The 25,681-nt window shown below is 43.1% G+C and carries 21 protein-coding genes and 4 tRNA genes; 13 read left to right on the plus strand and 12 right to left on the minus strand.

The genetic code is table 11. The features are described 5' to 3' along the window. Nucleotides 1-99 precede the first annotated feature (99 nt). Nucleotides 100-2,235 (minus strand): NADPH-dependent 2,4-dienoyl-CoA reductase, encoded by a 2,136-nt coding sequence (locus OEG80_RS11685; protein ID WP_201530513.1) that lies wholly within the window; start codon nt 2,233-2,235, stop codon nt 100-102. 362 nt (nt 2,236-2,597) lie between these two features. Between OEG80_RS11685 and OEG80_RS11690 the strand changes: the two genes are divergently transcribed. After that, complete coding sequence (locus OEG80_RS11690) at nt 2,598-4,262, plus strand: AMP-binding protein (RefSeq protein WP_263240969.1); 1,665 nt, start codon at nt 2,598-2,600, stop codon at nt 4,260-4,262. Nucleotides 4,263-4,381: 119 nt separating this feature from the next. On the opposite strand, the gene OEG80_RS11695 is transcribed toward OEG80_RS11690, so the two are convergent. From OEG80_RS11695 to hemA, 4 genes are all read right to left on the minus strand, one after another. Beyond that, complete coding sequence (locus tag OEG80_RS11695; protein ID WP_201550497.1) at nt 4,382-4,804, minus strand: DUF6691 family protein; 423 nt, start codon at nt 4,802-4,804, stop codon at nt 4,382-4,384. Between the two features lie 72 nt (nt 4,805-4,876). Then, the gene (locus OEG80_RS11700; RefSeq protein WP_011512564.1) at nt 4,877-5,314 is read right to left on the minus strand and encodes a YeeE/YedE family protein; all 438 of its coding nucleotides are present in this window, start codon (nt 5,312-5,314) and stop codon (nt 4,877-4,879) included. A 265-nt stretch (nt 5,315-5,579) separates the two neighbouring features. Then, nucleotides 5,580-6,716, minus strand: a complete 1,137-nt coding sequence (locus OEG80_RS11705) for an aminotransferase class V-fold PLP-dependent enzyme (RefSeq protein WP_181209425.1) — start codon at nt 6,714-6,716, stop codon at nt 5,580-5,582. A gap of 562 nt (nt 6,717-7,278) precedes the next feature. Then, on the minus strand, nt 7,279-8,658 hold the full coding sequence (gene hemA, locus OEG80_RS11710; protein ID WP_263240973.1) for a glutamyl-tRNA reductase: 1,380 nt from the start codon (nt 8,656-8,658) through the stop codon (nt 7,279-7,281). Nucleotides 8,659-9,380: 722 nt separating this feature from the next. On the opposite strand from hemA, the gene OEG80_RS11715 reads away from it, so the two are divergent. From OEG80_RS11715 to OEG80_RS11760, 10 genes are all read left to right on the plus strand, one after another. Next, the gene (locus OEG80_RS11715; protein ID WP_263240974.1) at nt 9,381-11,315 is read left to right on the plus strand and encodes a tetratricopeptide repeat protein; all 1,935 of its coding nucleotides are present in this window, start codon (nt 9,381-9,383) and stop codon (nt 11,313-11,315) included. Between the two features lie 184 nt (nt 11,316-11,499). Beyond that, on the plus strand, nt 11,500-12,138 hold the full coding sequence (gene lolB / locus OEG80_RS11720; protein ID WP_263240975.1) for a lipoprotein insertase outer membrane protein LolB: 639 nt from the start codon (nt 11,500-11,502) through the stop codon (nt 12,136-12,138). 95 nt (nt 12,139-12,233) lie between these two features. Then, nucleotides 12,234-13,202, plus strand: coding sequence for a 4-(cytidine 5'-diphospho)-2-C-methyl-D-erythritol kinase (gene ispE, locus OEG80_RS11725; protein ID WP_263240977.1), 969 nt, complete (start codon nt 12,234-12,236; stop codon nt 13,200-13,202). A 167-nt stretch (nt 13,203-13,369) separates the two neighbouring features. Next, a tRNA-Gln gene (locus OEG80_RS11730) sits at nt 13,370-13,445 on the plus strand. A 245-nt stretch (nt 13,446-13,690) separates the two neighbouring features. Next, nucleotides 13,691-13,766: transfer RNA gene (locus OEG80_RS11735), tRNA-Gln, on the plus strand. Between the two features lie 110 nt (nt 13,767-13,876). Continuing rightward, the gene (locus tag OEG80_RS11740) at nt 13,877-14,824 is read left to right on the plus strand and encodes a ribose-phosphate pyrophosphokinase (protein ID WP_011512558.1); all 948 of its coding nucleotides are present in this window, start codon (nt 13,877-13,879) and stop codon (nt 14,822-14,824) included. Nucleotides 14,825-15,255: 431 nt separating this feature from the next. Next, entirely contained in the window at nt 15,256-15,930 is a 675-nt protein-coding gene (locus OEG80_RS11745) for a 50S ribosomal protein L25/general stress protein Ctc (RefSeq protein WP_011512557.1), read from the plus strand. A gap of 159 nt (nt 15,931-16,089) precedes the next feature. Next, nucleotides 16,090-16,671: an aminoacyl-tRNA hydrolase gene (gene pth / locus OEG80_RS11750; RefSeq protein ID WP_263240980.1), complete on the plus strand. Its 582-nt coding sequence runs from the start codon at nt 16,090-16,092 to the stop codon at nt 16,669-16,671. 99 nt (nt 16,672-16,770) lie between these two features. Next, nucleotides 16,771-17,151, plus strand: a complete 381-nt coding sequence (panD, locus tag OEG80_RS11755; RefSeq protein WP_011279481.1) for an aspartate 1-decarboxylase — start codon at nt 16,771-16,773, stop codon at nt 17,149-17,151. 210 nt (nt 17,152-17,361) lie between these two features. Beyond that, entirely contained in the window at nt 17,362-18,342 is a 981-nt protein-coding gene (locus OEG80_RS11760; RefSeq protein WP_263240982.1) for a calcium/sodium antiporter, read from the plus strand. Nucleotides 18,343-18,384: 42 nt separating this feature from the next. Here the strand turns inward: OEG80_RS11760 and OEG80_RS11765 are convergent, their stop codons facing one another. The 3 genes from OEG80_RS11765 to OEG80_RS11775 form a co-directional block, all read right to left on the minus strand. Next, nucleotides 18,385-19,038, minus strand: a complete 654-nt coding sequence (locus OEG80_RS11765) for an RDD family protein (RefSeq protein WP_263240984.1) — start codon at nt 19,036-19,038, stop codon at nt 18,385-18,387. Between the two features lie 174 nt (nt 19,039-19,212). After that, nucleotides 19,213-19,289 (minus strand) — tRNA-Arg (locus tag OEG80_RS11770). Nucleotides 19,290-19,472: 183 nt separating this feature from the next. Beyond that, nucleotides 19,473-19,562 (minus strand) — tRNA-Ser (locus OEG80_RS11775). Between the two features lie 247 nt (nt 19,563-19,809). Here OEG80_RS11775 and OEG80_RS11780 point away from each other — a divergent pair. Further along, on the plus strand, nt 19,810-20,604 hold the full coding sequence (locus OEG80_RS11780) for a hydroxymethylpyrimidine/phosphomethylpyrimidine kinase (protein WP_263240985.1): 795 nt from the start codon (nt 19,810-19,812) through the stop codon (nt 20,602-20,604). A gap of 123 nt (nt 20,605-20,727) precedes the next feature. Here the strand turns inward: OEG80_RS11780 and OEG80_RS11785 are convergent, their stop codons facing one another. Together OEG80_RS11785 and proC are read right to left on the minus strand one after the other, a co-directional pair. Then, nucleotides 20,728-21,297, minus strand: coding sequence for a YggT family protein (locus tag OEG80_RS11785; protein WP_011512552.1), 570 nt, complete (start codon nt 21,295-21,297; stop codon nt 20,728-20,730). 121 nt (nt 21,298-21,418) lie between these two features. Next, a complete protein-coding gene (gene proC / locus OEG80_RS11790; protein ID WP_263240987.1) occupies nt 21,419-22,252 on the minus strand; it encodes a pyrroline-5-carboxylate reductase in 834 nt (277 codons plus the stop codon). Nucleotides 22,253-22,479: 227 nt separating this feature from the next. Between proC and OEG80_RS11795 the strand changes: the two genes are divergently transcribed. Next, nucleotides 22,480-23,004: a GNAT family N-acetyltransferase gene (locus OEG80_RS11795; protein WP_263240988.1), complete on the plus strand. Its 525-nt coding sequence runs from the start codon at nt 22,480-22,482 to the stop codon at nt 23,002-23,004. 6 nt (nt 23,005-23,010) lie between these two features. Here OEG80_RS11795 and tilS read toward each other — a convergent pair whose 3' ends face one another. Both tilS and OEG80_RS11805 read right to left on the minus strand, forming a co-directional pair. Continuing rightward, on the minus strand, nt 23,011-24,591 hold the full coding sequence (gene tilS, locus OEG80_RS11800; RefSeq protein ID WP_263240989.1) for a tRNA lysidine(34) synthetase TilS: 1,581 nt from the start codon (nt 24,589-24,591) through the stop codon (nt 23,011-23,013). Between the two features lie 141 nt (nt 24,592-24,732). Continuing rightward, entirely contained in the window at nt 24,733-25,536 is an 804-nt protein-coding gene (locus OEG80_RS11805; protein ID WP_011512548.1) for an acetyl-CoA carboxylase carboxyltransferase subunit alpha, read from the minus strand. Nucleotides 25,537-25,681: the final 145 nt, after the last annotated feature.

Consider the following 25,681-nt stretch of genomic DNA (forward strand, 5'->3'; position numbering starts at 1 on the left):
ATTACATTTTAGTGGTTAATTGCTTGGTTAAGCAGATATAAAAAAACGGTAAGATAATTAATCTCACCGTTTCTATATTTCACCTAAACCATTCAAACCTTAGATCCCCGCCGCAACCTCTGCCCCATCACGAATGGCGCGTTTGGCATCCAATTCAGCAGCAAGTTTTGCACCACCGATAAGATGATACTGTGCATCTGGCGCATCACCAACATTTGGCATCAGCTCAACGACAGACTCTTGACCGGCACAGACGACGACGCTATCGACACGTAGTAACTGGCTTTGACCTTGGTTATTGGTGATCCAAATACCTTCATTGGTGATTTTATCGTACTTCGCACCTGATACTTGGATGACGCCATGCGATTTAACATGAGCACGATGTACCCAGCCAGAGGTTTTATTGAGACCACTACCCAAGCGACCCTTGGTACGCTGCATCAAGTACACTTGGCGGATAGGTTTAATGGCTTCAGGCTTGATTAGTCCGCCCTCGGTTTGATAGTCGGTCGCAGAGGTGACGCCCCATTCTTCACGCCACTCTTCGATAGACTGGGCTTTTGGACGATAGCTTGGGTCTTTGAGCAATTCAGGACCTAGCTCATCAAGCGGCTGACCATGTTTGGCGGTCAGATATTCACTAACGTCAAAACCGATACCACCAGCACCGATGACCGCAACGGTATCACCGACGGATTTCTCGCCAGAGAGTAATTCAGCATAACTCATTACTTGTGGCAAATCCGCGCCTTCCAGCTTACCTGCGAGGCTTCTAGGTACAACACCAGTAGCAACGATGACATGATGGAATTTGGCTTTCTCAAGCATGGCTTTATCAACTTTGGTATTGAGTTTGATCTCAACACCTAAGTGCTCAAGCTCATTGATATAGTAGCGAATGGTCTCAAAGAATTCTTCTTTACCAGGGATGACTTTGGCATAGTTAAACTGTCCGCCCAAGATATCTTTGGCTTCAAATAAGGTGACATCATGACCACGTAGCGCGGCGACGTGAGCGGCTGACATACCAGCGACACCGCCACCGATGACGGCAACTTTTTTCGGTTTTTTGGTTTTCTTATAAACCAATTCAGTCTCGTAACACGCTTGTGGATTGACCAGACAAGTCGAGCGTTTATTTTCAAAGGTATGATCGAGACAAGCTTGGTTACAGGCAATACAGGTATTAATACGATCTGCCTGACCATTTTTGGCTTTATTCACCCAATGGGCATCGGCTAAAAATGGACGCGCCATCTGAATCATATCTGCTTGACCACTGGCGACGATTTCTTCTGCCGTTTCTGGCATATTGATACGGTTGGCTGCCATCATTGGGATGCTGATGTATTTTTTAATTTCAGCAGTGAAATCAACAAAGGCCGCACGCGGTACACTAGTGACAATCGTCGGAACACGCGCTTCATGCCAGCCGATACCAGTATTCATAATAGTAACGCCTGCTTCTTCTAAGGCTTTAGCGACAGTAATGACTTCATCCATGACGTTACCGTCTTTGACCAAATCAATCACTGACAAGCGGAATAGGATAATGAAATCTTCACCCGTCGCTTCACGTACCGCCTTAACGACATCGACCGCAAACTTCATACGATTTTGAATGTCACCGCCGTATTCGTCCGTACGCTTATTCACATGACGGGATAAAAACTGATTCAGCAAATAGCCTTCTGAGCCCATGATCTCCACACCGTCATAACCAGCTTGCTTGGCAATTTTAGCCGAACGGGCATAATCTTTTACTGTTTGTTCGATATTTTTAATACTCATCTTACGCGGTTTAAATGGTGAGATTGGCGATTTAATCGGACTTGATGAGACGGCAAATGGATGATAGCCGTACCGACCACTGTGCAAGATTTGCATGATTATTTTGCTGTCATACTTATGCGCAGCACGGGTCACACGCTGATGATTAATAACGTCAGCACGCGTATTCATGGTGCCACCAGCAGGCAGTAACCACCCTTCACGATTGGGCGAAATACCGCCCGTAATCATCATCGCTACGCCACCTTTGGCACGCTCTGCAAAATACGCCGCTAGTTTGCCGTAATTATAAAAACGGTCTTCAAGCCCAGTATGCATCGAACCCATCACCATGCGGTTTTTAAGCGTGGTAAAGCCCAAATCTAATGGTTCAAATAAATGCGGGTAGTGTGCATTAGTGCTGGTGGTCTCAATAGAATTGGCAGTACGGCTGGCGGACATATCATTTTCCTTATGAATGGTTTATGAGAATATTTTTTAGGAATGCTTTGTAAGAGTGCTTATATTGCTCGTGCTATAGGATTTAGCGTTACGGTATCGTACCACACCGCCATTATCATCAGCTATGCAGACAAGCGACTGATGAGTGAACACTAATTAATAGCGGCGCTGAACGATGCTGTCTGAACGATCCTGTCTAATAGTGAGGTTTTTTGCAGATAGGTAAATAAACTCCACAAAACCTGTCCAAATTTTACCTGCGACTGTCTATAATAATCAGATCCTGATACAGTTGCTTGGCGACAGCAAAGCCCCATTACTGCGTCATCGACTACAAAAACATATGATAAAGGACTATCTGCATGACAGACTTCCATACCGGTCTCGGCAAAAATGCTGCCAACCATCAACCGCTTACTCCTATTGATTTTATCATCCGTAGCGCGCAGGTCTATCCTGACAGAACCGCTATTATCTATGACGACTTAGAACATAATAACCTCACCCAAACGTGGCAACAGACTTATGATCGTTGCAGACAACTGGCGGATGGTCTGCGTAAATTAGGCATTGATAAAAATGACACGGTTGCAGTCATGATGCCAAACACCCCAGCGATGGTCGAATGCGCTTTTAGCGTACCCATGTCAGGCGGTGTACTTTGTACGCTGAACACCCGCCTCGATATAAACGCCCTGACTTTTTGTCTACAGCATTCAGAAGCGAAGGTCTTAATTTTAGACAGCGAGTTTGCTGAACATGCTGAAATGATCGATGAAACCTTTCCAAATCTAATCGTGATTCATGCGACAGATGCGGCGCTCGATATTGAAGGTTTTGGACAAATGAGCTACGAGGCATTAATCGCCAGCTCAGACAGTTTGGATAATTGGGAAAAACCATTAGATGAATGGGATGCTATCGCGCTCAACTATACCTCTGGCACGACGGGTAAGCCCAAAGGCGTGGTCTATCATCATCGCGGTGCAACGCTCAATGCCGTCTCCAACATTTTAGATTGGGATATGCCCAAGCACCCTATGTATCTATGGACGCTGCCATTATTTCACTGTAATGGTTGGTGCTTTCCGTGGACGATTGCCGAACGTGCGGGCGTCAATGTCTGCTTGCGCAAGATTGACGCTGATTTGATTTTGCAGCTGATTGCTAAGCATAAAGTGACTCATTATTGCTCAGCACCCGTGGTGCACAATATGATTGCAGGCGGCAAAGCTGAATATAAAGACGCCATCAATCATGACGTAAAAGGCTGGGTCGCTGGTGCGCCGCCGTCTGAAACCATGCTCGCCGCCATGGAAGCAATGGGCTTTCATATCTCGCATGTTTATGGTCTGACCGAAGTCTATGGACCGGTTACTGTATGCGCTGAGCAGCAAGAATGGGATGAGCTGGATGTCGCTGCTCGTGCGCAAAAGAAGTCGCGTCAGGGCGTGACCTCGCATTTGATGAGTGGCTTTGAGCTGTTTAAACAAGGTACCACTGAACCAGTTGCTGCTGATGGCGAAGAGATGGGCGAGCTGGCACTGCGCGGCAATATGGTGATGAAAGGTTATCTAAAAAGTCGTAAAGCCACCGAAGAAGCCTTTACTGATGGCTGGTTCCGCACCGGTGATTTAGGGGTCAAATATCCTGACGGCTATATCAAAATTATGGACAGGCTTAAAGACATCATCATCTCAGGCGGTGAAAACATCTCTAGTATCGAAGTCGAGAACGTCTTATATAAAATGCCCGAAATCCAAAGCTGTGCGGTCGTCGCCGCGCCGCATGATAAATGGGGCGAAGTACCGGTGGCATTTATCGAGATTCATGAAGGCAGCACCTTGCAGCACGATCATGTGATGGAACATTGCAAACAGCACCTTGCTGGCTTTAAAGTACCTAAATATATTATCTTTGCTGAAATCCCAAAGACAAGCACTGGTAAAGTGCAGAAGTTTGAGCTGCGTCAAGCAGCCAAATCATTGGCACACGAAACGCCAAAAGTAACGGCTAGTGCTAAGTAAGCTTTTATCAATGATGATTCATAATACTGAATCATCATTGATAAAAAAGGTCAGCCTAATGAATGTAGGCTGACCTTTTTATTGTGCTAAAAAAACCAAGCTCATTATTAATCAAACAACTAATTAAGCTTTGGCTCCAGCCATTGATACACCAGCATCCCAACTATCATCGCTGGGATAAAAACATATGCCTGCCACTGCCCTGTACCGAGCAGCACAATACCAGGACCTGGGCAAATACCCACCAAGCCCCAGCCGATACCGAATAGCATCGCGCCGATTAACAGTTTTTTATTAATCACTGTTTTGCTTGGCATATCTATTGAAGTGCCAATCCAGCTGGTCTGTTGACGCTTAGCCAATTGGACACCAACGATGGCAACTATTAAACCGCCACCCATCACCAATGCAAGGGAAATATCCCATGCACCAAAGACGTCCAAAAAGCCCTGTACTTTAACAGGATCAGTCATACCTGAGATTAATAACCCAATACCAAATAGCAGACCTGCCAGTAACCCAATTATATTTTTTAGCATCATTATGTCTCGCACTTCATTCGTGGATATAAGCTTTTATGAATCATATTCAACGTTGTCTTAGCAATGTGTTGTTTAAATTAAGCCCAAAAGATGTCGACCAATATAAACCGTCACAATACCAAATAACATAAAGGTCACTGTTGCCGCCATCGACCGTGGCGACAGTCGCGCATTACCACAAATACCATGTCCGCTGGTACAGCCTGAACCTAAACGCGTCCCAAAACCAACCAATAGCCCTGCACCGATTAATAACGGTATCGAGGTACTGATTTCGATATCAGGTAACGGTCTAAATAAACTATATAATAATGGCGAGAGAATCAGACCTGCAATAAATAATACCTGCCACATCTCGACGCGCTTAGGTTTAAGAAGACTTGAGAAAATACCACTAATACCCGCAATACGACCAATGCCCAACAGCAAGATAACCGTTGCAACGCCTAGCATCAGCCCGCCTACCAAGGAAATTGGCGTAAAAGCTTGCCAGTCTATTTGTATACCCATAATGATTACCTAAGCTGATTTTTTATTAAAAATGGTTTTATATCTTCAATTGAGTTTAACAACGATATCGTACTACTGCTATAAACGATTTTTTATTATTTATATCTTACTACATATTACTTTATATAAATACATTATATTATAAAACATAATGAAAAAGTAAAAAAATACTGAACATTGCGTCACGCATTGCTCAGTATCTCTTCATTTGAAGGCTGACTGGCTTAATAAATATAGTCGTTAATAAACGAGTCAGCCTCTCAAATCATTTTGCTAAGACTTCATCAAGCGCTTTTTCAAAACGCTCTACCGCGCCGTCGATATCAGTCAATTTATCCAAACCAAATAGACCTAAACGGAACGTTTTGAAGTTATCAGGCTCACCGACTTTTAACGGTACGCCAGCAGCGATTTGCAATCCAGCTTCAGCAAAAGCACTGCCTTTATGGATATCATCACGGTCGGTATAAGATACGACAACGCCTGGTGCTTCAAAACCTTTGGCAGCAACGCTTTCAATACCTTTATCTGCCAGTACCTTACGGACGCGGTTGCCAAGCTCCCATTGTGCATCACACAATTTATCAAAGCCAATCTCTTTTGCTTCCAAGATAGTATCGCGGAATTGACGCAAGCTATCGGTTGGCATAGTCGCATGATAAGCGTGACCGCCGTTTTCGTACGCACGCATGATGGTTAACCATTGCTTTAAATCAAGGCTAAAGCAGTTAGACTCCGTGGTTTCTACCTTTTTGATAGCAGCGTCACTGAGCATAACCAGACCTGCACATGGTGTGCTACTCCAGCCTTTTTGCGGCGCACTGATGAGCACATCAATGCCCAATTTTTTCATATCTAACCATACACAACCTGAAGCGATACAGTCAATAACCAATAAACCGCCAACACTATGTACGGCCGCGCTTAATGCTTTGATGTAGTCTTCTGACAAGATAATGCCCGAAGACGTTTCAACGTGCGGCGCATAAACAACAGCAGATTTGTCTGCTTTAATTTTGGCAACGGCCGTTTCGATATCCACTGGCGCAAATGGTTTTGGCGCTTCCGTATCTTCTGTACGCTCAGCCGTTAGTACCGTAGATGATTTGGCAAATTTGCCTTTTTCTAATATTTGCGTCCAGCGATAGCTAAACCAACCGTTACGGATGATGAGGCAATCTTCATCAATGGTCAGCTGACGGGCGACTGCTTCCATGCCGTAGGTACCCGAACCTGGAATAATAACTGCGGCTTCAGCGTTATAGACTGTTTTTAGGTTGCTGAGCAAATCATTCATCACCTCTTGGAAGGCTTTTGACATATGATTAAGGGCGCGGTCGGTATAAACCACTGAATATTCTAATAAGCCGTTTGGATCAATATCTTGACGTAATGCAGTCATGTGACGCTCCTGTCTGTTGTAATATTTTTTAAGTATGAGTGATAACAAAATATAGATACTGTCTTAGTCAATTTAGGTCAGCTATTATTTTAATCAAACATTTTTTGACCAACGTAATATGATAGCCAGATACGTTTATAGATAGCATTCACTAAGTACGAATATCGAGTAATAATTGAGAATATGACGCAGGGTGGACGATGTAGCACTTTATCCTAGCGCTATTGCCGTTGACGGTGGTATCTTTTACGTCGTTGATGTCATCAGATATTGAGTGAAAGCGCATAAGATACGCAAACCATTATCGTTGCTACGCGGTGGTAGGCTGATAACAGTGGTCATTAAAAATGATTGATTGGATAGATAAAAGTTAAATATGCTGGTGTTGTAACGAATACCGCTCGAGTATCCTAAAAACAGTCCCTATTTATCAATCAAGCATCATCACTTAATATCGTCATAACAGCTCGATATTAGCACTGATAATGCAGGTTGACAATGCTATGTTTGCGTTAAAACCATACTGATACAATTTCTTATTTTTGATGATAAAAGGCAACTATCAGTGATTCCGATGGGCGTCTTGTAGACCTGATACCACAAAGTCGAGTAATTCATTATCACCTTCGCGTGCCGCCTTACGCATGAGCTTGGAGGGCGCATGGGTCAAGTTTTGCGTTAAGCGCCGCGTTAGCTCAATCATAATATCTTCAGGGTTAGCATTATCGCTTTGCAGCTCTGCGATAGACGCCTGCAATAGTTTGTTTACCTGCTCATGAGTACGCGCGCGATATTGCTGAATATCCTTGCCTACTTGGCGTACTTGAAAGCGGCGATCCATCTCAACCACCAATTGACTGACTAACAGCTCAGCATCTACTGCTGCTTGACGGCGTTGTTCAATATTACCGGCTATCACATGTTGTAAGTCATCGACAGAATATAGATAAACGTCGTCTATCCGGCTGACAGTCGAATCAATATCACGCGGCACCGCCAAGTCAATCATCAGCATCGGCTGATAGCGACGGCTTTTCAGTGCTCGCAGCGTCATGGTTTTATCAATCAATATGTCCATGCTACCGCTACAGCTGCTCACAATATCGGCTTCTGCCAATACTTGTGGCAGCTCTTGCAGCGTTCTGACTTCGATCCGGCGATTGGGATTGCGCAGCTCAGCCGCTAACGCTTCTGCGCGTTCAGGATTACGGTTGCAAATAATAACGCGACCGACTCCAAGACCTGCGATATGCGTCGCTACCAAGCGGTTCATCTCGCCAGCAGCTACCACCAGCAAAGTACGACTTGGCAAATCATCAAAGATTTGCGTCACCAGTTTGGCAGCAGCATAGCTAAGTGATACGGCTTGTGCGCCAACTTGGGTCTCATTACGTACTCGTTTTGCCGCTGCAAATACCTGATCAACAATCCAACCTAGCTGATTGCTAAGCGCTTTTTGATCTTGCGCCATATGCACAGCGCGCTTGATTTGCCCCAGTATCTGCGGCTCACCGAGTATCATAGAGTCAAGACCTGCAGCCACTCGTAGCCAATGGGTTAAGGCATGCGTATCTCGATGGACATACAAATAAGGGTCAATCTCATCCAGTGATAATTGCTTAAAACCTGCAAGCCAAGTTTTAATTTTTAGGATGTGAGCGCTGATGATAGTCGATGAGAGGTTGGTGCTATTGTTAGCCGTTACACTAGACTCTATAACTGCTGAGGCTGAATTTGGCAATAACGTGTATGGTGATAATATGCTTTCTGGGACCAATGCATAAATCTCTGTACGGTTGCAGGTGGAGACTATCACACTACCGTCGCTAAAGCCTTGTAGTTGTGCAAGTGCGATACTGACCTCGTCACCGACAAGCGCCAAGCGCTCTCGTAGAGCGACTGGTGCAGTTTTGTGATTGACCCCAATGACCACTAATCTCATTATTGACAGACCATAAATATGATATTCACTCGCCAACCAAACACCTTTAGCGGTTTTTAAAAAATTAAAATCCTATTTTTCAAAGACAGCTTTTGACAAGAAATCTTTGAAAAATAGCTTTTAATAGGCAACTTTGAAAGTAAAATAATAAAAAGCGTTTATTATATCATTATTGATAGCTTTATTTAACACTCACCTCTATAAGCCAGCATTTTGTCTGTATCTGGGCGCATGGCTTACAAATCAACTGCGATTACCGGCTTAACATTCAAACACTTGCATATAGGTTTACTTAAAGCTAACAATGTTACCCTTAAATTCGGGTGCTACTATAGTTGATCCACTTTTAAAAGAATACAGAACTACTGGGGTTGATTGTTCGCAGCCTCTGTCTGCGCAAGCACAGCATAATCACAGCAAGCAAGAAAAATTAACCCCAGTAGTGATTGATAACATTTGTATTTCTTTTATTTAGGACTGTCAATAGAATAAATTTACACTATTACTGACACCTAAGTAACACGGCTGCTATTGTGTATCCCTTCATGCTACTCTTATAATGTTTGACATCATTATTCGTCACAGATATCTGTTTTTAAAACGATTCTAATAAACCCAGCCTTCTATGCTGCAAATCCTTTTACTAGGCATAGAAACAAGGTCAGAATAGGTGAATACTGCACGCTATGGTCTTTTTTGGGTCTTCATTTAGACGACAATCTATGCATAACGCTCAATCTAGCCTTAGTGCTTTGTTGCATGCTCTCATTGAGCGGCTATGCCGACGTTATAAGCTAGCGTTTTCGTTGGCGGTTTGTTTGTGCCTAGTATTCCCTGCCCATGCTGACCATGCCATTGTCTCACCAAACATAGCTTTGCCCAAAGTCTCTCCTACTAACATTAGTAGTGCCACCGTTACCAGAACCATTAATGCCTCTAGTCAAGTTATTAACAGTCACACACCAGTGACTAAAAGCATGGCTAATAAAAATTTGATAACTGATGCCTCGATAACCGATGCCTCGATAACCGAAAGTAGTCCGTCATCTGACCTCAATAAAATAAGCAATGAACCAAGCTTGTATGCCTTATTAGATGCAGAATTTTCTGCAAATCGTGATGATACCGAGCGTGCGCTGATTATCTATAAGCAGCAATCATTTAAACAAGACGCCACAGCCGTATTTGAAAGAGCGTTGAGCTTATCATTACGTAATGACAGGGTCGAAGAATCTTTACAATTTGCCAAAGCATGGCAAGATGAAAACCCAGACCATGTGCCTGCTTGGTTTTATGTCGCTCATTTGGCACTGCGGGCGCATGATTATGAGTTGGCAGGCGAAACTCTAAATCGCATCTTGAGCTATGATCCTCGCGCCGACCTTAGCGAAATTCTGATTGGTATTTACCCAAACAGCGATGATGATAAGCGAGAGTTACTCGCCGCTCTGCAACCTATCGCCAGTGAACAAAACGCCTCGCTATCAGTCTTAAAAGCGGGCTTGCTTTATCAGTTTAATGAACCTGAGATTGCCATCGTTCATATCAATCGAGCAGTTGAGCGCCAGCCGGATTATGTGCCTTTTATTACCTTAAAAGCAGATATCTTGCGCAAAATCGAAACGCCAGAAGCAGTCATTGAGTATCTCAGCCAAGCACGCTTGCGTAATGCTGACAGTAAGAATCTATACTTGTATGAGATTCGCTATTTGCTTGATTTAAAACAGAATGAGCAAGCGTGGCAGCTGTTGTTAGGCGCTCATCAGCGCTTTGCCGATGATGCTGAGATTACCTTATTAGCGGCGCTGGTTAGCTTAGATATTGAAAAATATACTAGTGCCGATCAATTGCTTAATACGCTTGCCAAAAATCCCGCTTATTTAGATCAATCTTATTATTATCTGGGCATCAGTGCTGAGCGTCAGCAAAACTTTGAGCAAGCCAAATACTATCTCAATGCTGTCATGCAAGAGGACTTGGTATTGGAAGCTCGACGAAAAGTGGTCGCATTAGACTTACTCAATAATAATATTGATGCCGCTATCGCAACGTTAGAAAAGCTGCGTAAAGACTTTAGCGTCTTCGCTCCTGATAGCTTTGTGCTACAAGCCGATATCTTATGGCAACAGAATGAACCTGCAGAAGCCTTACGCCTATTAACTAAGGCTGCTCGTAAATACCCTGATAATGAGATGCTGCTTTTTGCACGCGCCCAGCTCCTTGATGATAAAGAGGACTATATCGTCAAGCGTACCTTACTTAATCACTTGCAAGCGCTTGACCCCAGCAATCCTGCTTATCAGCTGAGTTACGCCCAGTTATTGCTGGCCAATGAGCGTGGTTCTGAACAAGGATTGGCATTGGCGACGGCGATCATACAAATACGCTACGATGACCCTCGCTATGACAATGAGCTGCATCTGCAAGCCCTCAATGTACTGGCAAGTAATGCGCTGGCAAACGAGAATTATCAGCAAGTGATCGACTATCTACAAACGCCTTACGATGTGCTCCCTACTTTACGCTCAGGAACATTGCTATTACGCGCTTATCAAGGCTTAGGCGACAATGAAAAAGTTGATGCTTTACTTGCCGACTTGCAGCAGCGCTTCTCATTTGGGCAACACAATATCAATGACCGTATACAATTGTATTAATAACAAACGATATAATTAATAAGCAATGGCATAGTGCTTCTAAGTCCTCGAATACGACATCCTATTATTACAAGTCATGTATAAGAAGCTAACAGCCACGCATAACTGAGTAACAAATAACACTTAAGCTAACCTGCTCTCGAAACAAAAATTTTGCAAATTTGTCCATTTTTGAGGAAACATCATGTCTACCCTGCGATCTTTTTATAAACCTAATAAATTGGCCCTATTTGCCGCTATGTCAGCAGCAATGGTAATTACCTCTGGCTGTCAGTCTATGAAAAGCGCCAACGCGACCAACCAGCCTAGCACAACCATTCAAGGTCAAAACCCTGAGCAACCAAAGAAACTTGAGAGCTTTAATATTACAGGTAAGATTGGTGTTACAACGGCTGCGAGTGATACAACAGGGGCTCAAGGCGGCAGTGCATTTTATGCATGGGGTCAACAGAATGATCGCTTTGCCATTGAACTCATTGGTGCGTTAGGCATTGGTAAAACCAATATCGAATACAATGGTCAATCTGCGACTTTGGTGAGCGAAAAAACCGGTACTTTGAATGCGGCTGACCCTGAAACCCTGCTTAAAAAAGCCACCGGCTGGCAAGCACCTATCTCTCAAATGCCTTACTGGATTTCTGGACGCCCAGCGCCTTCAGACAGCGCACCGCAGCTTGATGCTCAAAACCGTCTAATTAGCTCGGTAAATGGCGAATGGCGTGCCAGCTTTAGCTACAAGGGCAATGATAAATTACCAAATAAGATCAGTGCGGTTCAATCGCAAGGCAACAAAGTTGTTATGACAATCGATCATCAAAAGTAATAGCACCAATAGATTTGATCGCTATTGCAAACAGCCATTTCTATAAATGGCTGTTTGCGTTTAAAAATTGCACCTGAGAATTGTGACCTTTATTTATGACTAAAAACGCGACTTCTGCATCGGTTATTACTCGCCTATCACCAGCAAAGATTAATTTATTTTTGCATATTACTGGTCAGCGCGCTGATGGTTATCATAATTTGCAAACGGTGTTTCGCCTGCTCGATTGGGGCGATTATTTGCATTTTTCAATAGCAGATGAACTAATAATTACTATTAATAGCGTAGCAGACAATAGCGCTGTAGATAATAGTAGCATGTGTGGTCAGCTACTCACGCTAAGTGGTGCCGACACCATAACCAGCAGCATAGAGGACAATTTGATCTTTAAAGCGGCTAATGCCTTACTGGCATCTGCCATAGACTCAAATTCGCTACCTAAGAATCTACCGAAAGTGTCAGTGAGGTTAGATAAGCACTTACCGATGGGCGCAGGCTTAGGTGGTGGCTCGTCCAATGCCGCGACGACATTATTAGTCTTAAATAGAATATGGCAGATTAATTTTGATCAAGATACGCTTATAAAAATTGGCGCAAGCATTGGCGCGGATGTACCGATATTTATCTTTGGACAAGATGCTATTGCGATGGGCATTGGCGAAGAGCTGACAGCGATTGATTTGCCCGAGCAACAGTATTTATTATTGACCCCTAATGCTCACGTTAATACTGCCGAGCTTTTTGCGCACCCCAAGCTACAGCGAGATATCGCCCCGCTATCAATCAAGACCATTAAAAACCAGACCAATGACTATGTGCAACATTTAAACACGCCTTATCAAAATGTTTTTACCCCAGTGGTAACCAGTCTTGCTCCCGCCGTCGATGAAGCACTACGATATTTGCAAGAGTTAGAGACTCAAGCACTGAGCACAGCAAGAATGACCGGCTCAGGCAGCGCAGTATTTTTGCCTTTGGATGCAGGTGTGATATCTGATAAAGCGCGTTTGGCAAAGTGGATTGAAGAGGCGCCCTGTCCTGCCTATTTAGGTCGTAATTTATGAGTTAGATTTGAGCTATAGTGTGAAAATAAGAGGACTATAGATGCAGCGTAAAAAGTTTTATGGATCCAATACCCATTTTATTTTTGACCTATTTTTTAATAAAAGCTATAAAAAGGCGCAAATGACTTGCAAAATCTGAAAATTTAATTATAATAGGTCGCCTCAATAGGGGTATAGCCAAGTTGGTAAGGCATCAGGTTTTGATCCTGACATCCGTTGGTTCGAGTCCAGCTACCCCTGCCATTTTTAAGCTCAAAGCATTAGACGTGTACTTATTATAAGCAGTTTATAGACAGCCGCTTATCTTATTGACATTGACAATGTTATCCCAGTTTCGGTATAGTTCGCAATGAACACCGTTAGGGAAAAGTTATGTTTTAGACGGTTTTTTCCGTTTATCAGATAACGAACAGGTCGTGACGCTATTCTAATAATGACTTTTATTAAAAGTTGCTTTTAGATATCGACGTACACAGCCTAGACATTACAGGGGTATAGCCAAGTTGGTAAGGCATCAGGTTTTGATCCTGACATCCGTTGGTTCGAGTCCAGCTACCCCTGCCATTTTTTACTGTAATAGTAGTCATCAATCTTTTTCACCACTCTTTTCTGAATTTGAGCAGTTTGACACTGCTTAGCGGTCGCTGCTTGAGTCAATCAATAGGACTTCTGTCATGCCTTATTTGGCGATTTTTACGGGCAATGCCCACCCAGAATTAGCAAAAACCGTAGCCGATCATCTCCATATACCTCTTGGTAAAGCTGACATCACGCGTTTTTCTGATGGCGAAATTGCCGTAGAAATCAAAGAACACGTGCGCGGTAAAGACGTGTTTATCATGCAGCCTACTTGTGCACCGACCAACGACAATTTGATGGAAATCATGATGATGGCAGACGCTTTGCGTCGCTCTAGTGCTGGTCGTATTACAGCAGTCATGCCGTATTTTGGTTATGCCCGTCAAGACCGTCGCCCTCGTTCAGCTCGTGTGCCTATCTCTGCTAAAGTCGTCGCTGACATGTTGAACATCGTTAGTATCGATCGTGTGATGACCGTTGATTTGCACTCAGATCAGATTCAGGGTTTCTTTGACATCCCAGTCGATAATATCTACGGCACGCCTGTATTGCTTAACGATCTACAAAAACAAGATTATGATAACATCATGGTTGTCTCTCCTGACGTTGGCGGCGTGGTTCGTGCACGTGCGATGGCTAAGCAGTTGGGCGATACTGACATGGCGATTATCGATAAACGTCGTGCCCGTGCCAATGAGTCGCAAGTGATGCACATTATTGGTGACGTCCGTGACCGTGATTGTGTCATCGTTGATGATATGGTCGATACGGCTGGCACGCTATGTAAAGCTGCCGAAGCGCTTAAAGCAAATGGCGCACGCCGCGTAGTGGCTTATATCACCCACCCTGTATTATCTGGTAATGCGCTTAAGAACATCAGTGAATCAGAATTAGATGAGATTGTCGTTACTGATACGATTCCATTGTCTGATGCTGCCAAAGCTTGCAGCAAGATTCGTCAAGTGAGCATCGCGCCAATGTTGGCTGAAAGCTTACGCCGTATTAATAACGAAGAATCTATCAGCGCGATGTTTGACGCTTAAGAGTTATCGTAGATTGAAAAAAGCGCCAGGTTTCATTACTTGGCGCTTTTTTATTTAACGATGTTAATTAATAGTTTTGCACTGTTGTTCGTATAGGTGTTTTTCATAACGATCTTGCATAAAGGTTTTGCCCAGCTATTTTACGTAGGTCTTTCTTATTATTAGCTAATCACGTATAATGCGCGCCTGTGCTGACCGTTTTTTATGATTTAAAACAGTCAGTATTATTAAAAGTGCTGATCACGTTTAAAATAATGATTTTCTTGATAATGTTTATCATGGCAATCATTAGGTTAAGCACATGGCTAGATTTGATTATCGGCGTTTATCACGCACGATAAATACTAGCTATCATCACGTATTAGTGGATTGGTCGCAAATCCACTTTTTTATGACCAGACACTTCATCATTTTTTTATAGGATTACATCCATGACTATTAATCATTTTGCATTAAACGCAGTTGATCGTTCTGCTGAGCTTCAAGGTAAAGGTGCGAGCCGCCGCCTACGTAAGCAGAACCTAGTTCCTGCTATCATCTATGGTGGTGGTGAGCAGCCAACAGCTATCTCTATCAAAATCAATGAGCTAGTAAAATCACTAGAATTTGAAGCTTTCTTCTCACACATCTTGACTTTGAATGTAGATGGCGAAGAGCATCAAGTAGTTATTAAAGACTTGCAACGCCATCCTGCTAAAGGTTTCCCAATGCATGCTGATTTCCAGCGCGTTGTGAAAGGTCAGAAAATCAACATGAATGTTCCTGTTCATTTTTCTGGTCGTGAAGAAGCGCCTGGAACTAAGGCTGGTGGTGTTCTATCAACACTAGTAACTGACATCGAAATCGTTTGCATACCATCACAGTTACCTGAATATCTAGAAATAGATGTGTCTGGTATGGAAATTGGCGATTTGTTCCGTCTATCAGACATCACTCTTCCTGAAGGCGTGGTTATTGCTGAGCTTGAATTAGAAGATGGTCATGACCGTACGATCGTGAACATGCAGCCACCAACGGTTGAAGAAGTTGACGAAGCTGCTGAAGTGGATGCTGCTGACGTACCTGCGACTGAGCAAGGTACTGACGAAAGCAAAGACGGCGAGTAATAAACCGGTTTTATATAGCGACTTATTGTTGTCTATATAATGTAAGGTTCGTTCAGTCAAAAAAATAGCAGGTGATGAATATCTCCTGCTGTTTTTGTAAGTAAGGTTTGAGAAATCAGACCTGACCACTCATTTATTATAGTCAAGCAGGGTGTTTTTATGGCCATAAAGCTTATAGTCGGTCTTGGTAATCCGGGTCAGGAATATATGTTTACGCGCCATAATGCAGGATTTTGGTTCGTCCTTCATTTGGCTCAGCAGTTTAATATCACTCTCGCCCCCGACAAAAAATTCCATGGAGTGACAGGACGCGGGCAGATTCATGGGCATGACGTGCGTCTATTGATGCCGCTGACTTTTATGAATAAATCAGGTCAGTCAGTCGTGCCCATGGTTAAATTTTATGGCATTGATAATGACGAGCTGTTAATCGCCCATGATGAGCTTGATATTCCCGCTGGCAGCATCAAACTCAAAACTGACGGTGGTCATGGCGGTCATAATGGTCTGCGTGACATAACCCCCCATCTTGGCAATGACTTCCATCGTCTGCGTGTGGGTATTGGTCATCCGGGTCACAAGTCTAAAGTCAGTGGTCATGTACTTTCAAAAGCTGCGCCAGATGAGCAGATTGCTATTGATAGTGCATTATCTGCTGCTTTTGACGCCCTGCCTTTGCTATTAGGCGGTGATGTCGAAAAAGCACGTTCGCAAATTAATGGTTTTAAATTACCTGAATGAATGGTGTTTCAATTATAATAGCCTTTTATTTTAGCAAGTTAATCCCCATTAACGTTTTGATTTGACTCATTTATATCCGTTACACTAAGGAAGCAATCTATGCTACTTAATATGCTCAAGTGCAAATTACATCGTGCCCGTGTTACTCATGCCGAACTTCACTATGAAGGCTCATGCGGTATCGACGGTGATTTGTTAGACCTTGCCGGTCTGCGTGAAAACGAATCTATCGACATCTATAACGTCACCAATGGCAAGCGCTTTCGCACCTATGCCATTCGCGCTGAAGCGGGCTCTGGTATTATCTCCTTAAACGGTGCAGCGGCTCATATGGCAGACCTAGGCGATATCGTTATCATCTGTGCCTATGCACATTTTGATGAAGTTGAAGCGTCAACGTATCAGCCAAGACTGGTCTATTGCAACGAAGACAACACGGTTAAAGACACCGCAAATATTATTCCAGTACAAGTGGCCTAAGAAAATCATTTAAGAACTTGTTACATAAACTATGAGTAAATACATGGTCACATGGTTGCCATTTCTGTCAAAAGCCCATTAAAATACTTGTACTTATATCGAAGCTGAATCCAGATTGTGATTCAGCTTTTTTTTATGCCATTTTTATATGACATAAGCTTGCTCAAAACCCAATATCTGTTTTTTATCTCTAACGAAGGAGTTGTCTAAATGTGGTTGGCAGTTATTGCAATATTGATTGGTCTTGCGATTCTTGTTTGGAGTGCCGATGTCTTCATTGATGCTGCAACAGCATTGGCAAAAAAGTTTAATGCGCCCAGCTTCTTAATTGGCGTTATCATATTAGGAGTAGGCACATCTGCCCCTGAGATGGTCGTGTCTGCATTGGCAGCATTGGAAGGCAGCCCTGAACTCGCACTGGGTAATGCGTACGGCTCTAATATCATCAATATTGCTTTGGTCTTGGGTGCAACCGTATTGATTAGCCCTATTATCATTCATAAAGGTGTCATCAAGCGCGATCTGCCAATACTGGTAGTCATCACTGCATTGGCAGCGTGGCAGCTCCGTGACGGGCTATTAAGCCTAACTGATGGTCTGGTACTATTGGCAACATTGGTTATTGTGTTGGGAATTCAGATCATTCTGAGTTTACGTGAAAGCAAATCAAATGATGAAGAGGCTACTACAGAAAATTTGAGCAGTACAGAGGACAACCATCCTAGCTTGATGCGCGGTTTAGGCAGTTTAGTCATTGGCTTATCAATGCTTGTAGCAAGCTCGCAAGCCATCGTCTGGGGCGCCGTTGAGCTAGCAACGTTTTGGGGGTTGAGCGAGCTGATTATCGGTCTGACTATTGTTGCTATTGGAACCTCGCTGCCTGAATTGGTCGCAAGCTTATCAGCCGCACGTAAAGGTGAGCACGACATGGCACTGGGTAATATTATCGGCTCTAATATATTTAACACCTTGGGCGTCGTTGGTCTCGCAGCGCTTATAGCGCCAATCACAGTCAGTCCAATTATCTTATCACGTGATATATTAGCTATGGGTCTGGTCACGCTCTTACTGGTAGCTATAGCGGTTTTTGCCTTTATGAGTAAGCGTCCATTCGGTCGCACTTCTGGCTCGACTTTGGTCTTATTCTTTGTCGGCTATACTTTATGGCTGATGCAAACAGCCAATATGTAAGGCTTAAAGTATGTTGACAGACTATGGCAAGGATAATGCAGTTTATTTTCCTCGCTTGCGGTTTCTAATCACTCGCCATAGTCCTTCATTCTCCGTTTTTGGCATTTTTAAGGTAATGGTATTCGATAGCATATCTTGCACTGCGAGACCACGTGAGTTGAATAGGCAAAAAGCATAATTAAAAACAAAGCCCAGAAAGACACTGGTCAATAAAATAGCACGCGAGCCACCGATGACACTACCAATGAGACCAAATATAAGTGGCATGATACTGGCTGCTAGAACACGCTTAAAAGATTGCCCCCACGTGAGCAGATGACCGCTGTTATTAACGGTTTTAAGCCGCCAAGTCTGCATACCTAATGTCTGCCCACCGCGACGCCAGAACAACCCATAAAACCCTACCAACGTCAGGATAAAAGAGGGTGTCATAATAACGTTTTGATACCATGTTGGCAGTGATTGAGCTTGTGACGACTCGCTACCCGTCTCCATCGTCAACAAGGTGCCAACCACTGTCAGCACCGTCCCTACCAAAAATAGTAATGCTAAAATCAGCATACCATCATAAAGAATCGCTGCCATGCGGGTGCTGGGTTTAGCAATCGCTAGCTCTTCAACCTCAGAGATATGAGTTGCAGATTTTTTGGCTTTAGCAGCGGATTTAGACGGACGTTTAGATAAACTCTTTGACATGGTACCAGCTCATAGCAAGCAATGAATAATAGCGCTATTGTACCGTAATTCAGGCACTTATCGTACACTATACTCAGGATAGTCGATTGGATATAAAGAAATCGCAGACGTAAAAAAACCGCCAAATTGTCATAAGACAGGCGATTGATTTAGTAAATAGGCGATGATGTAAAATGGTGCGCTTGGAGAGATTCGAACTCCCGACCCCTTAGTTCGTAGCCAAGTGCTCTATCCAACTGAGCTACAAGCGCGTACTTTACACATCATTTACTGCTTTGTTAATAACAATTACAGTAAATTAGGTTGGTCATTATATAGATAATTTCGCTTGTGTCAACATCTTTTTTTGTTAAAATCAAATTAATTTTTGTTTTAACAAAACAGAAGATAATTAACGCTGTTTTCGCGTGATTACTCTAATAACAACGAATAAATGGCGGTGAAGGAGGGATTCGAACCCTCGATACGCTTACACGTATGGTTCCTTAGCAGGGAACTGGTTTCAGCCACTCACCCACTTCACCTAACGATTTAAGACACTTATCAAAGTATTTTTAATAAAAACACCTCTTTAAACATAGTATTGATGCTAACAATACGTCTTATGCCGTGGGCGAGTATTATAGCAAAGCCAAAACGAATTGCAAGCATTGTCTGTCCTTTTAATCATGCTTTTTGCATAATTATCGATTTATCGGTCTTTATGGCTTTTTTGACAGTAGATGGCTATAGTATTTACCACTTATTATAAAAGATATCAAAGGATGTGTTATGCGACCAGTCGTATTGTGTTTTTCAGGCTTAGACCCCTCAGGTGGTGCTGGATTACAAGCGGATATAGAAGCCATCGGTCAAGCAGGCGCTCATGCTGCTATCGCTTGTACGGCTATTACCATACAAAACTCGCAACAGGTATTTGGCTTTGATGCGTGCGCGGCAAATTTAGTCAAAAATCAAGCCAGCGCTGTACTTAATGACTTATCTGTCAGTGTCATTAAGTCAGGCATGCTTGGTACGACTGATAATATCACTATGCTCACCCAGTTATTTGCTGACGAGATTATTGTTAAGGGTACTCCTTTTGTATTGGACCCAGTATTGGTTGCCAACAGTGGTGGTAGCTTAGGCGATGAGCAGACGCTAGTCAGCGCCTTTAGACAGCTGCTACCCTATGCCACCTTGATTACCCCTAACACTCATGAGCTGCGCGCCTTGAGTGCTGAACAAGACTTACATATAGGTGCTCAGAAGTTATGTGCACAAGGCACTCATGCAGTACTGGTCAAAACCTCACACGACTTCGATAGCGGTGATATTGAGCAGTATTTATACATAAAAGGCGAGATGGTACATAAAAGTATCTTGCCACGCCTAAAAGGCGAATTTCACGGCTCTGGCTGTTCACTAGCGAGCTTTATCGCTGGGCGCTTAGCGATGGGTGATGCGCTTATCGAGGCGGTAAAAACGGCAGATAGCTGGATTACCAAAACGCTGCGTGCCGCTGATGCACCGCACCCTGAGAATGCTAAAGCGCAATTGATACCCAACCGCTTTATGCACTTTTAGCACTTAGTATTTATCGTATAATTTTATCTAAATAACGAACATAAAAAAGGCACTCTATCTTGTATAGAGCGCCTTTTTTATTTGAAATTTTATTATCTCGAAAATCTTTTTAACTTAACTGGCTTAACCTAACATCGGCATAAAGCTTGATGCCAAACCACCGATAAAGATTTCGAGTAGGTAAAAGGCAAAAAAGGCAATCATCGGTGATAGGTCAATCATCCCTAAGTTTGGCGTAATACGACGAAACGGTGCCAAAATAGGTTCTGCTAAATTAACAATAATACCGATAAGCGGATGCTGAGACTGTGTAAAAACCACAATCCAGCTAACGATGATAGAACCAATCACCAAGTAGCGGCACATGCGTAAAAAGTCTAAAACCAAGCTGATAGTACCAGTAAAAAACAATGGGACTGGCGCAATACCCTTATGTGTTAATGCTGCTTTTCCTGCGATATCAATCAGACGAATCAAAAACATCAGGACGATGGCAGCGATACTAATACGACCTTGTGCAACGGTTGGAAAAATACGTCCAAAGACATCGACGATATGGGTCGCTTTATAGGCAGGCGCAATCATAGGATTGCTGGCATCCATCCCTGCAAACTGCAGCATAAAACGAATAAACACCAACATCATGGCGAAGGTAGTGACCAAATCAAAAATTTGCAATAACATGTTGTTCATGAAGCGCTACTCAATGTGACATTATTAACAGGTTTGAGGATGACGAATGTCATTATCAGGCATTTATTATAACCAGTCAGAGGCAGCATTTTATAAAATACTACCTCTATTATAAAGATGATTATTTGCTCATCTCTTCACTCAAGGCTTGGCTGCGATCATAGCACGCTTGCATGGCTTCACCAATTTGACGACCAATGTCATTGGCTTGCATTGACTCAACGGCGGCTTGGGTTGTCCCATTTGGTGAGGTCACTTTACGACGTAGCTCGCTTGGCGCATCTTCGCTACCCATTGCCATTTTTGCCGCGCCCAACATGGTTTGCATGGCAAGCGCGGAGGCCTGCTCTTTATCCAAACCTAAAGCCACTGCACCGTCAATCATAGATTCAATGAAGTAAAACATATACGCTGGCGCTGACCCTGATACAGCAGTTACCGCATGCATGTGTTCTTCATTATCGACCCACATGACCAATCCTGATGCTTCCATGACCGCCGTTGCCAATTGCTTCTCTTCAGCAGAAATATTATCAGTACCGTACAGACCCGTTGCGCCCATTTGAATCATCGCAGGTGTATTTGGCATCGCGCGGACGATATTATCATAGCCACCTAACATGTCAGATAAAAGCTCAGTTGACAAACCTGCTGCCACTGAAATCACCAGCTGTTTGTCTAAGATATCCGAAAAGCTACTGACTACCGCTTTCATCACTTGCGGTTTGACTGCCAGCACCACAATGTCAGCATCGATAACGGCAGCTTTTGCATCGGCAGTCGGATCAACCGTATTCAATCCTTTAGCAGCCAATTGCTCGCGCGCCTCACTACTAGGATCAGCAACGGTAATTAAACTCGGTTTGACGCCGCAGCTGACTAACCCGCTAATCAAAGCCTGCGCCATATTTCCGCCACCGATAAAGCTGATTTTCTTATTATCTAATACTGACATACATGTCTCCTATTCAAAAAACCAAAGGTATTCAAACTAACATAATGATAGGTAAAATGACACTCAGTTTACCATACTGCTACTGGCGCTGTTCGGGAAATTCAAAGGCTAACTAATAGTACTACTAGTACTACCGTTTAATTGAGATACTAAATTAACATCGAATATCACACAGCTTACCTGTTAGATTAAAAAGTCGTTTAGGTAGAGTGGTACAGGGGAAAAATATGTTTTGCATTCGTAAAGCTCATTCAAAAGATTTTGCGGATATTGCTCATATCCATTGCAAAAGTTGGCATGACGCCTACTTGAATCTGCTACCTAAGTCTTATATCAACAATAAAAACAACCTTAGTGAAAAAACAAAAATGTGGCAGGAATTGATTAATCATCCTGATGTCATTATTTGGATAGCCTATGATGCTAATCATAAGAGTTTAGGATTTATTGGGTATTTTACTAAAAATAATAGCTATGAAATCACGACTTTATATGTTTTATCAGAATATCATGGGCTAGGCATAGGCAGTAAATTGATGAAAAGGTCATTACAAGCCATATTGAGTTTTAATATCAATGCAAATTTTTATTTATGGGTATTAGAGGATAATGCGCCTGCCATTCATTTCTATAAAAAATTCGGGTTTGTCTGTAATGGTGAAAAAAGTGAAGAAGATTATAAAGATACACAAATAGTAGATATCAAAATGATCAAAAAAATGAAGATCTACCCTACTCAAGGCTTTGAGTAACAAACATCAAAACGAGCTAGGTACGGTTAAACAGCTGCTAATAGCACTTTCTATACTATAAGAATTATTTACAGTATAAGTTAACCGCTTAGCACCATCCAACACCCAGCTATGAAAAGGTGATATTAATAAAATAGGCAATTCTATTGGGTGCTTATTTTCTAATAGCTCATTTTCACTACTTTCTTTCTTTATCAAAGTCACGCTAACGACTACCAAACTCTCACGCATCCATGATGGAATGCCTAAGGTTTGATAGAGCTTTTTGCCCGATTGTGGACGCGACGCCAATGCGGTTTGCACACGCTGATTGCGATCTAATGGCGCAAAAGTGATCTCAACCTTATCTTTATCGCTTTCTAATAGTCGTGTTACGTCATTTGGCATAATCTGCACGTGCCAAGCAAACTTATCATCACTACGTAAAGTCATTGAAAATGATTCACTATCCGCTTTATCAGCCACAGTAAGATCGAGTAAGGTTTGCGTTTGTTCAATAAACGGGATTTTAAGCCACGCTAGCCAGTCATTACTAAGCCGATAAAGCTGCTGACGATAACGGCGAATAGTATATGACTGTTTGCGTCCTTGCCAAAACAGTTTCGTTTGATGATCATGATCATCACGCTGGCTTAAGCTAAATACGTTATCGACAAGCTGCTTAGCAGGCGGTAATGGCTCATCTTGACCAAGCCAATGATGTAATAATTGGCGCTGGCGATAAAGCGGTAACTTTTGCAGCTTATCTATATTTAGCACACGCTGGGCAGATGGTAGCTGTAATGATATTACCTCTGTCTGCTTTAAATCCTCTGCCGCTTGTGCCTTAACGGTTAATTGCGCATCGCTTAGTAGCTGCGCGCTACGAGCTATGTTATCAATAACGTTGGGATTGTATTTTGCCAATACTGGCATGATGTCACGGCGCAATCCACTACGAACATTATCACCGCCGTCATTGGTGGGATCATCAATATAAGGCAGCTTTAGGCGCTTAGCATATGAGCTAATACTGGCGCGCTGTACAATGAGCCAAGGTCGCCATAATATGATGCGATGCGCGTCCTGCGTTTGTACACGCCACGGCTGCATACCCGACAGACCATTTACTCCTGCGCCTTGAATCAACCGCATCAACACAGTTTCAGCTTGATCATCAGCATGATGGGCTAATAGTAATACATCATCTTGATTGAGTTGCGCACGCATCACATCATAACGTGCTTGGCGTGCGGCTTGCTCATCATGTCCATTTACGTGTGCCTGCAAAATAGTGCATGGTATCTTTTGAGCCTTTGCCCAATTAGCAACATGCGCAGCCCAAATAGCGCTATCCGCTTGCAAGCCATGGTTGACATGCAATAGTTGCGGTAAAAATGGCAACTTACCTTGCCAGTGTAATTGCACACATAGCGCTGCCAGTGCCAATGAATCACGCCCACCACTACAGGCCAGCCAAATTCGCCGACCCTGTAGCTGCTCGCCATACTCAGATATACTGGTCAATAATGCCTTTGCCAAATTATCGTCAATCGGCAGTTCAGCTATTGGCTCAATAGGATATGGTAGGATTGCACTGCTGCTCATCATTGACCTTATCTCATTAGTTAGTATATGAATTAATTGACACAAAAAAACGCGCCATAACATGACACGTTTTTATTTTAACATTAAGCGTAAGCCTCTAGTGCTAAAAGCTGATTGTCAACTATTTAGCGATGGAACATACTAGCAAGGCAACATGACTTCTGAGTTAAACGATTTGAATTTCTCATAACGTAGTTCACAACGTGTATGGGTATCTAAATCTTTCAGCTCATCCAATTGCTCAACCAATAGAGCTTTTAATGCCGTCATTACTGGCTGTGGCTGAATATGAGCACCTTCACCTTCGTCGATGACCGCATCAATCAAGCCCATTTGATACAGATTGATAGCATTTAACTTTAAGGCTTCACTGGCATCTTGCGCTTTTTCGGCAGTTTTCCATAGAATAGAAGCGCAGCCTTCAGGAGAGATGACTGAATAAATACTATTTTGTAGCATATTCACTTTATCACCAACGCCAATCGCCAATGCGCCACCTGAGCCGCCTTCACCAATAATGGTGACGATGATAGGCACTTTTAAACTAGAAAACACAGCAATGCTTTCAGCAATGGCTTGTGCTTGTCCACGCTCTTCTGCGCCAATACCCGGATAAGCTCCTTGGGTATCGACAAAGGTCATAACCGGAATATTAAAGCGCTCAGCCATTTTGACCAAACGAATGATTTTTCGATAGCCCTCAGGGTTTGCCATACCAAAGTTATGCTCAATGCGCTCACGTGTGCTGCGACCACGGTGTTGACCAACAACCATCACTGGCATACCGTTTAGGCGTGCAAGCCCACCAAGGATTGCCTTATCATCAGCAAAAGCGCGGTCGCCGTGCAACTCATCAAATTCGGTAAACAGCTGATTTACATAGTCCATAAACAATGGACGTTTGGCATGCCGTGCAAGCTGAACGCTATCCCAGACGGTACTCATAGACGCTTCCCTTTCTTAGTTATACTTAATAGAGCTATGTTCAATATGGTTAGATTAATACTGGCATCGTTATCGGTTTTAGGATAATGAAAGTACAGTTGTAAACTCAATAAAAACTATAATAGCACATCTTATATGCCATAAC

Origin of the sequence: Psychrobacter sp. SC65A.3 (genome assembly GCF_025642195.1) — a bacterium.
Taxonomy (GTDB): domain Bacteria; phylum Pseudomonadota; class Gammaproteobacteria; order Pseudomonadales; family Moraxellaceae; genus Psychrobacter; species Psychrobacter cryohalolentis.

Bases quoted from the DNA above. Each gene is read 5' to 3' on its own strand.
- OEG80_RS11685 (WP_201530513.1), bottom strand. From the start codon at position 2,235: ATGTCCGCCAGCCGTACTGCCAATTCTATTGAGACCACCAGCACTAAT.
- OEG80_RS11690 (WP_263240969.1), top strand. From the start codon at position 2,598: ATGACAGACTTCCATACCGGTCTCGGCAAAAATGCTGCCAACCATCAA.
- OEG80_RS11695 (WP_201550497.1), bottom strand. From the start codon at position 4,804: ATGATGCTAAAAAATATAATTGGGTTACTGGCAGGTCTGCTATTTGGT.
- OEG80_RS11700 (WP_011512564.1), bottom strand. From the start codon at position 5,314: ATGGGTATACAAATAGACTGGCAAGCTTTTACGCCAATTTCCTTGGTA.
- OEG80_RS11705 (WP_181209425.1), bottom strand. From the start codon at position 6,716: ATGACTGCATTACGTCAAGATATTGATCCAAACGGCTTATTAGAATAT.
- hemA (WP_263240973.1), bottom strand. From the start codon at position 8,658: ATGAGATTAGTGGTCATTGGGGTCAATCACAAAACTGCACCAGTCGCT.
- OEG80_RS11715 (WP_263240974.1), top strand. From the start codon at position 9,381: ATGCATAACGCTCAATCTAGCCTTAGTGCTTTGTTGCATGCTCTCATT.
- lolB (WP_263240975.1), top strand. From the start codon at position 11,500: ATGTCTACCCTGCGATCTTTTTATAAACCTAATAAATTGGCCCTATTT.
- ispE (WP_263240977.1), top strand. From the start codon at position 12,234: ATGACTAAAAACGCGACTTCTGCATCGGTTATTACTCGCCTATCACCA.
- OEG80_RS11740 (WP_011512558.1), top strand. From the start codon at position 13,877: ATGCCTTATTTGGCGATTTTTACGGGCAATGCCCACCCAGAATTAGCA.
- OEG80_RS11745 (WP_011512557.1), top strand. From the start codon at position 15,256: ATGACTATTAATCATTTTGCATTAAACGCAGTTGATCGTTCTGCTGAG.
- pth (WP_263240980.1), top strand. From the start codon at position 16,090: ATGGCCATAAAGCTTATAGTCGGTCTTGGTAATCCGGGTCAGGAATAT.
- panD (WP_011279481.1), top strand. From the start codon at position 16,771: ATGCTACTTAATATGCTCAAGTGCAAATTACATCGTGCCCGTGTTACT.
- OEG80_RS11760 (WP_263240982.1), top strand. From the start codon at position 17,362: ATGTGGTTGGCAGTTATTGCAATATTGATTGGTCTTGCGATTCTTGTT.
- OEG80_RS11765 (WP_263240984.1), bottom strand. From the start codon at position 19,038: ATGTCAAAGAGTTTATCTAAACGTCCGTCTAAATCCGCTGCTAAAGCC.
- OEG80_RS11780 (WP_263240985.1), top strand. From the start codon at position 19,810: ATGCGACCAGTCGTATTGTGTTTTTCAGGCTTAGACCCCTCAGGTGGT.
- OEG80_RS11785 (WP_011512552.1), bottom strand. From the start codon at position 21,297: ATGAACAACATGTTATTGCAAATTTTTGATTTGGTCACTACCTTCGCC.
- proC (WP_263240987.1), bottom strand. From the start codon at position 22,252: ATGTCAGTATTAGATAATAAGAAAATCAGCTTTATCGGTGGCGGAAAT.
- OEG80_RS11795 (WP_263240988.1), top strand. From the start codon at position 22,480: ATGTTTTGCATTCGTAAAGCTCATTCAAAAGATTTTGCGGATATTGCT.
- tilS (WP_263240989.1), bottom strand. From the start codon at position 24,591: ATGAGCAGCAGTGCAATCCTACCATATCCTATTGAGCCAATAGCTGAA.
- OEG80_RS11805 (WP_011512548.1), bottom strand. From the start codon at position 25,536: ATGAGTACCGTCTGGGATAGCGTTCAGCTTGCACGGCATGCCAAACGT.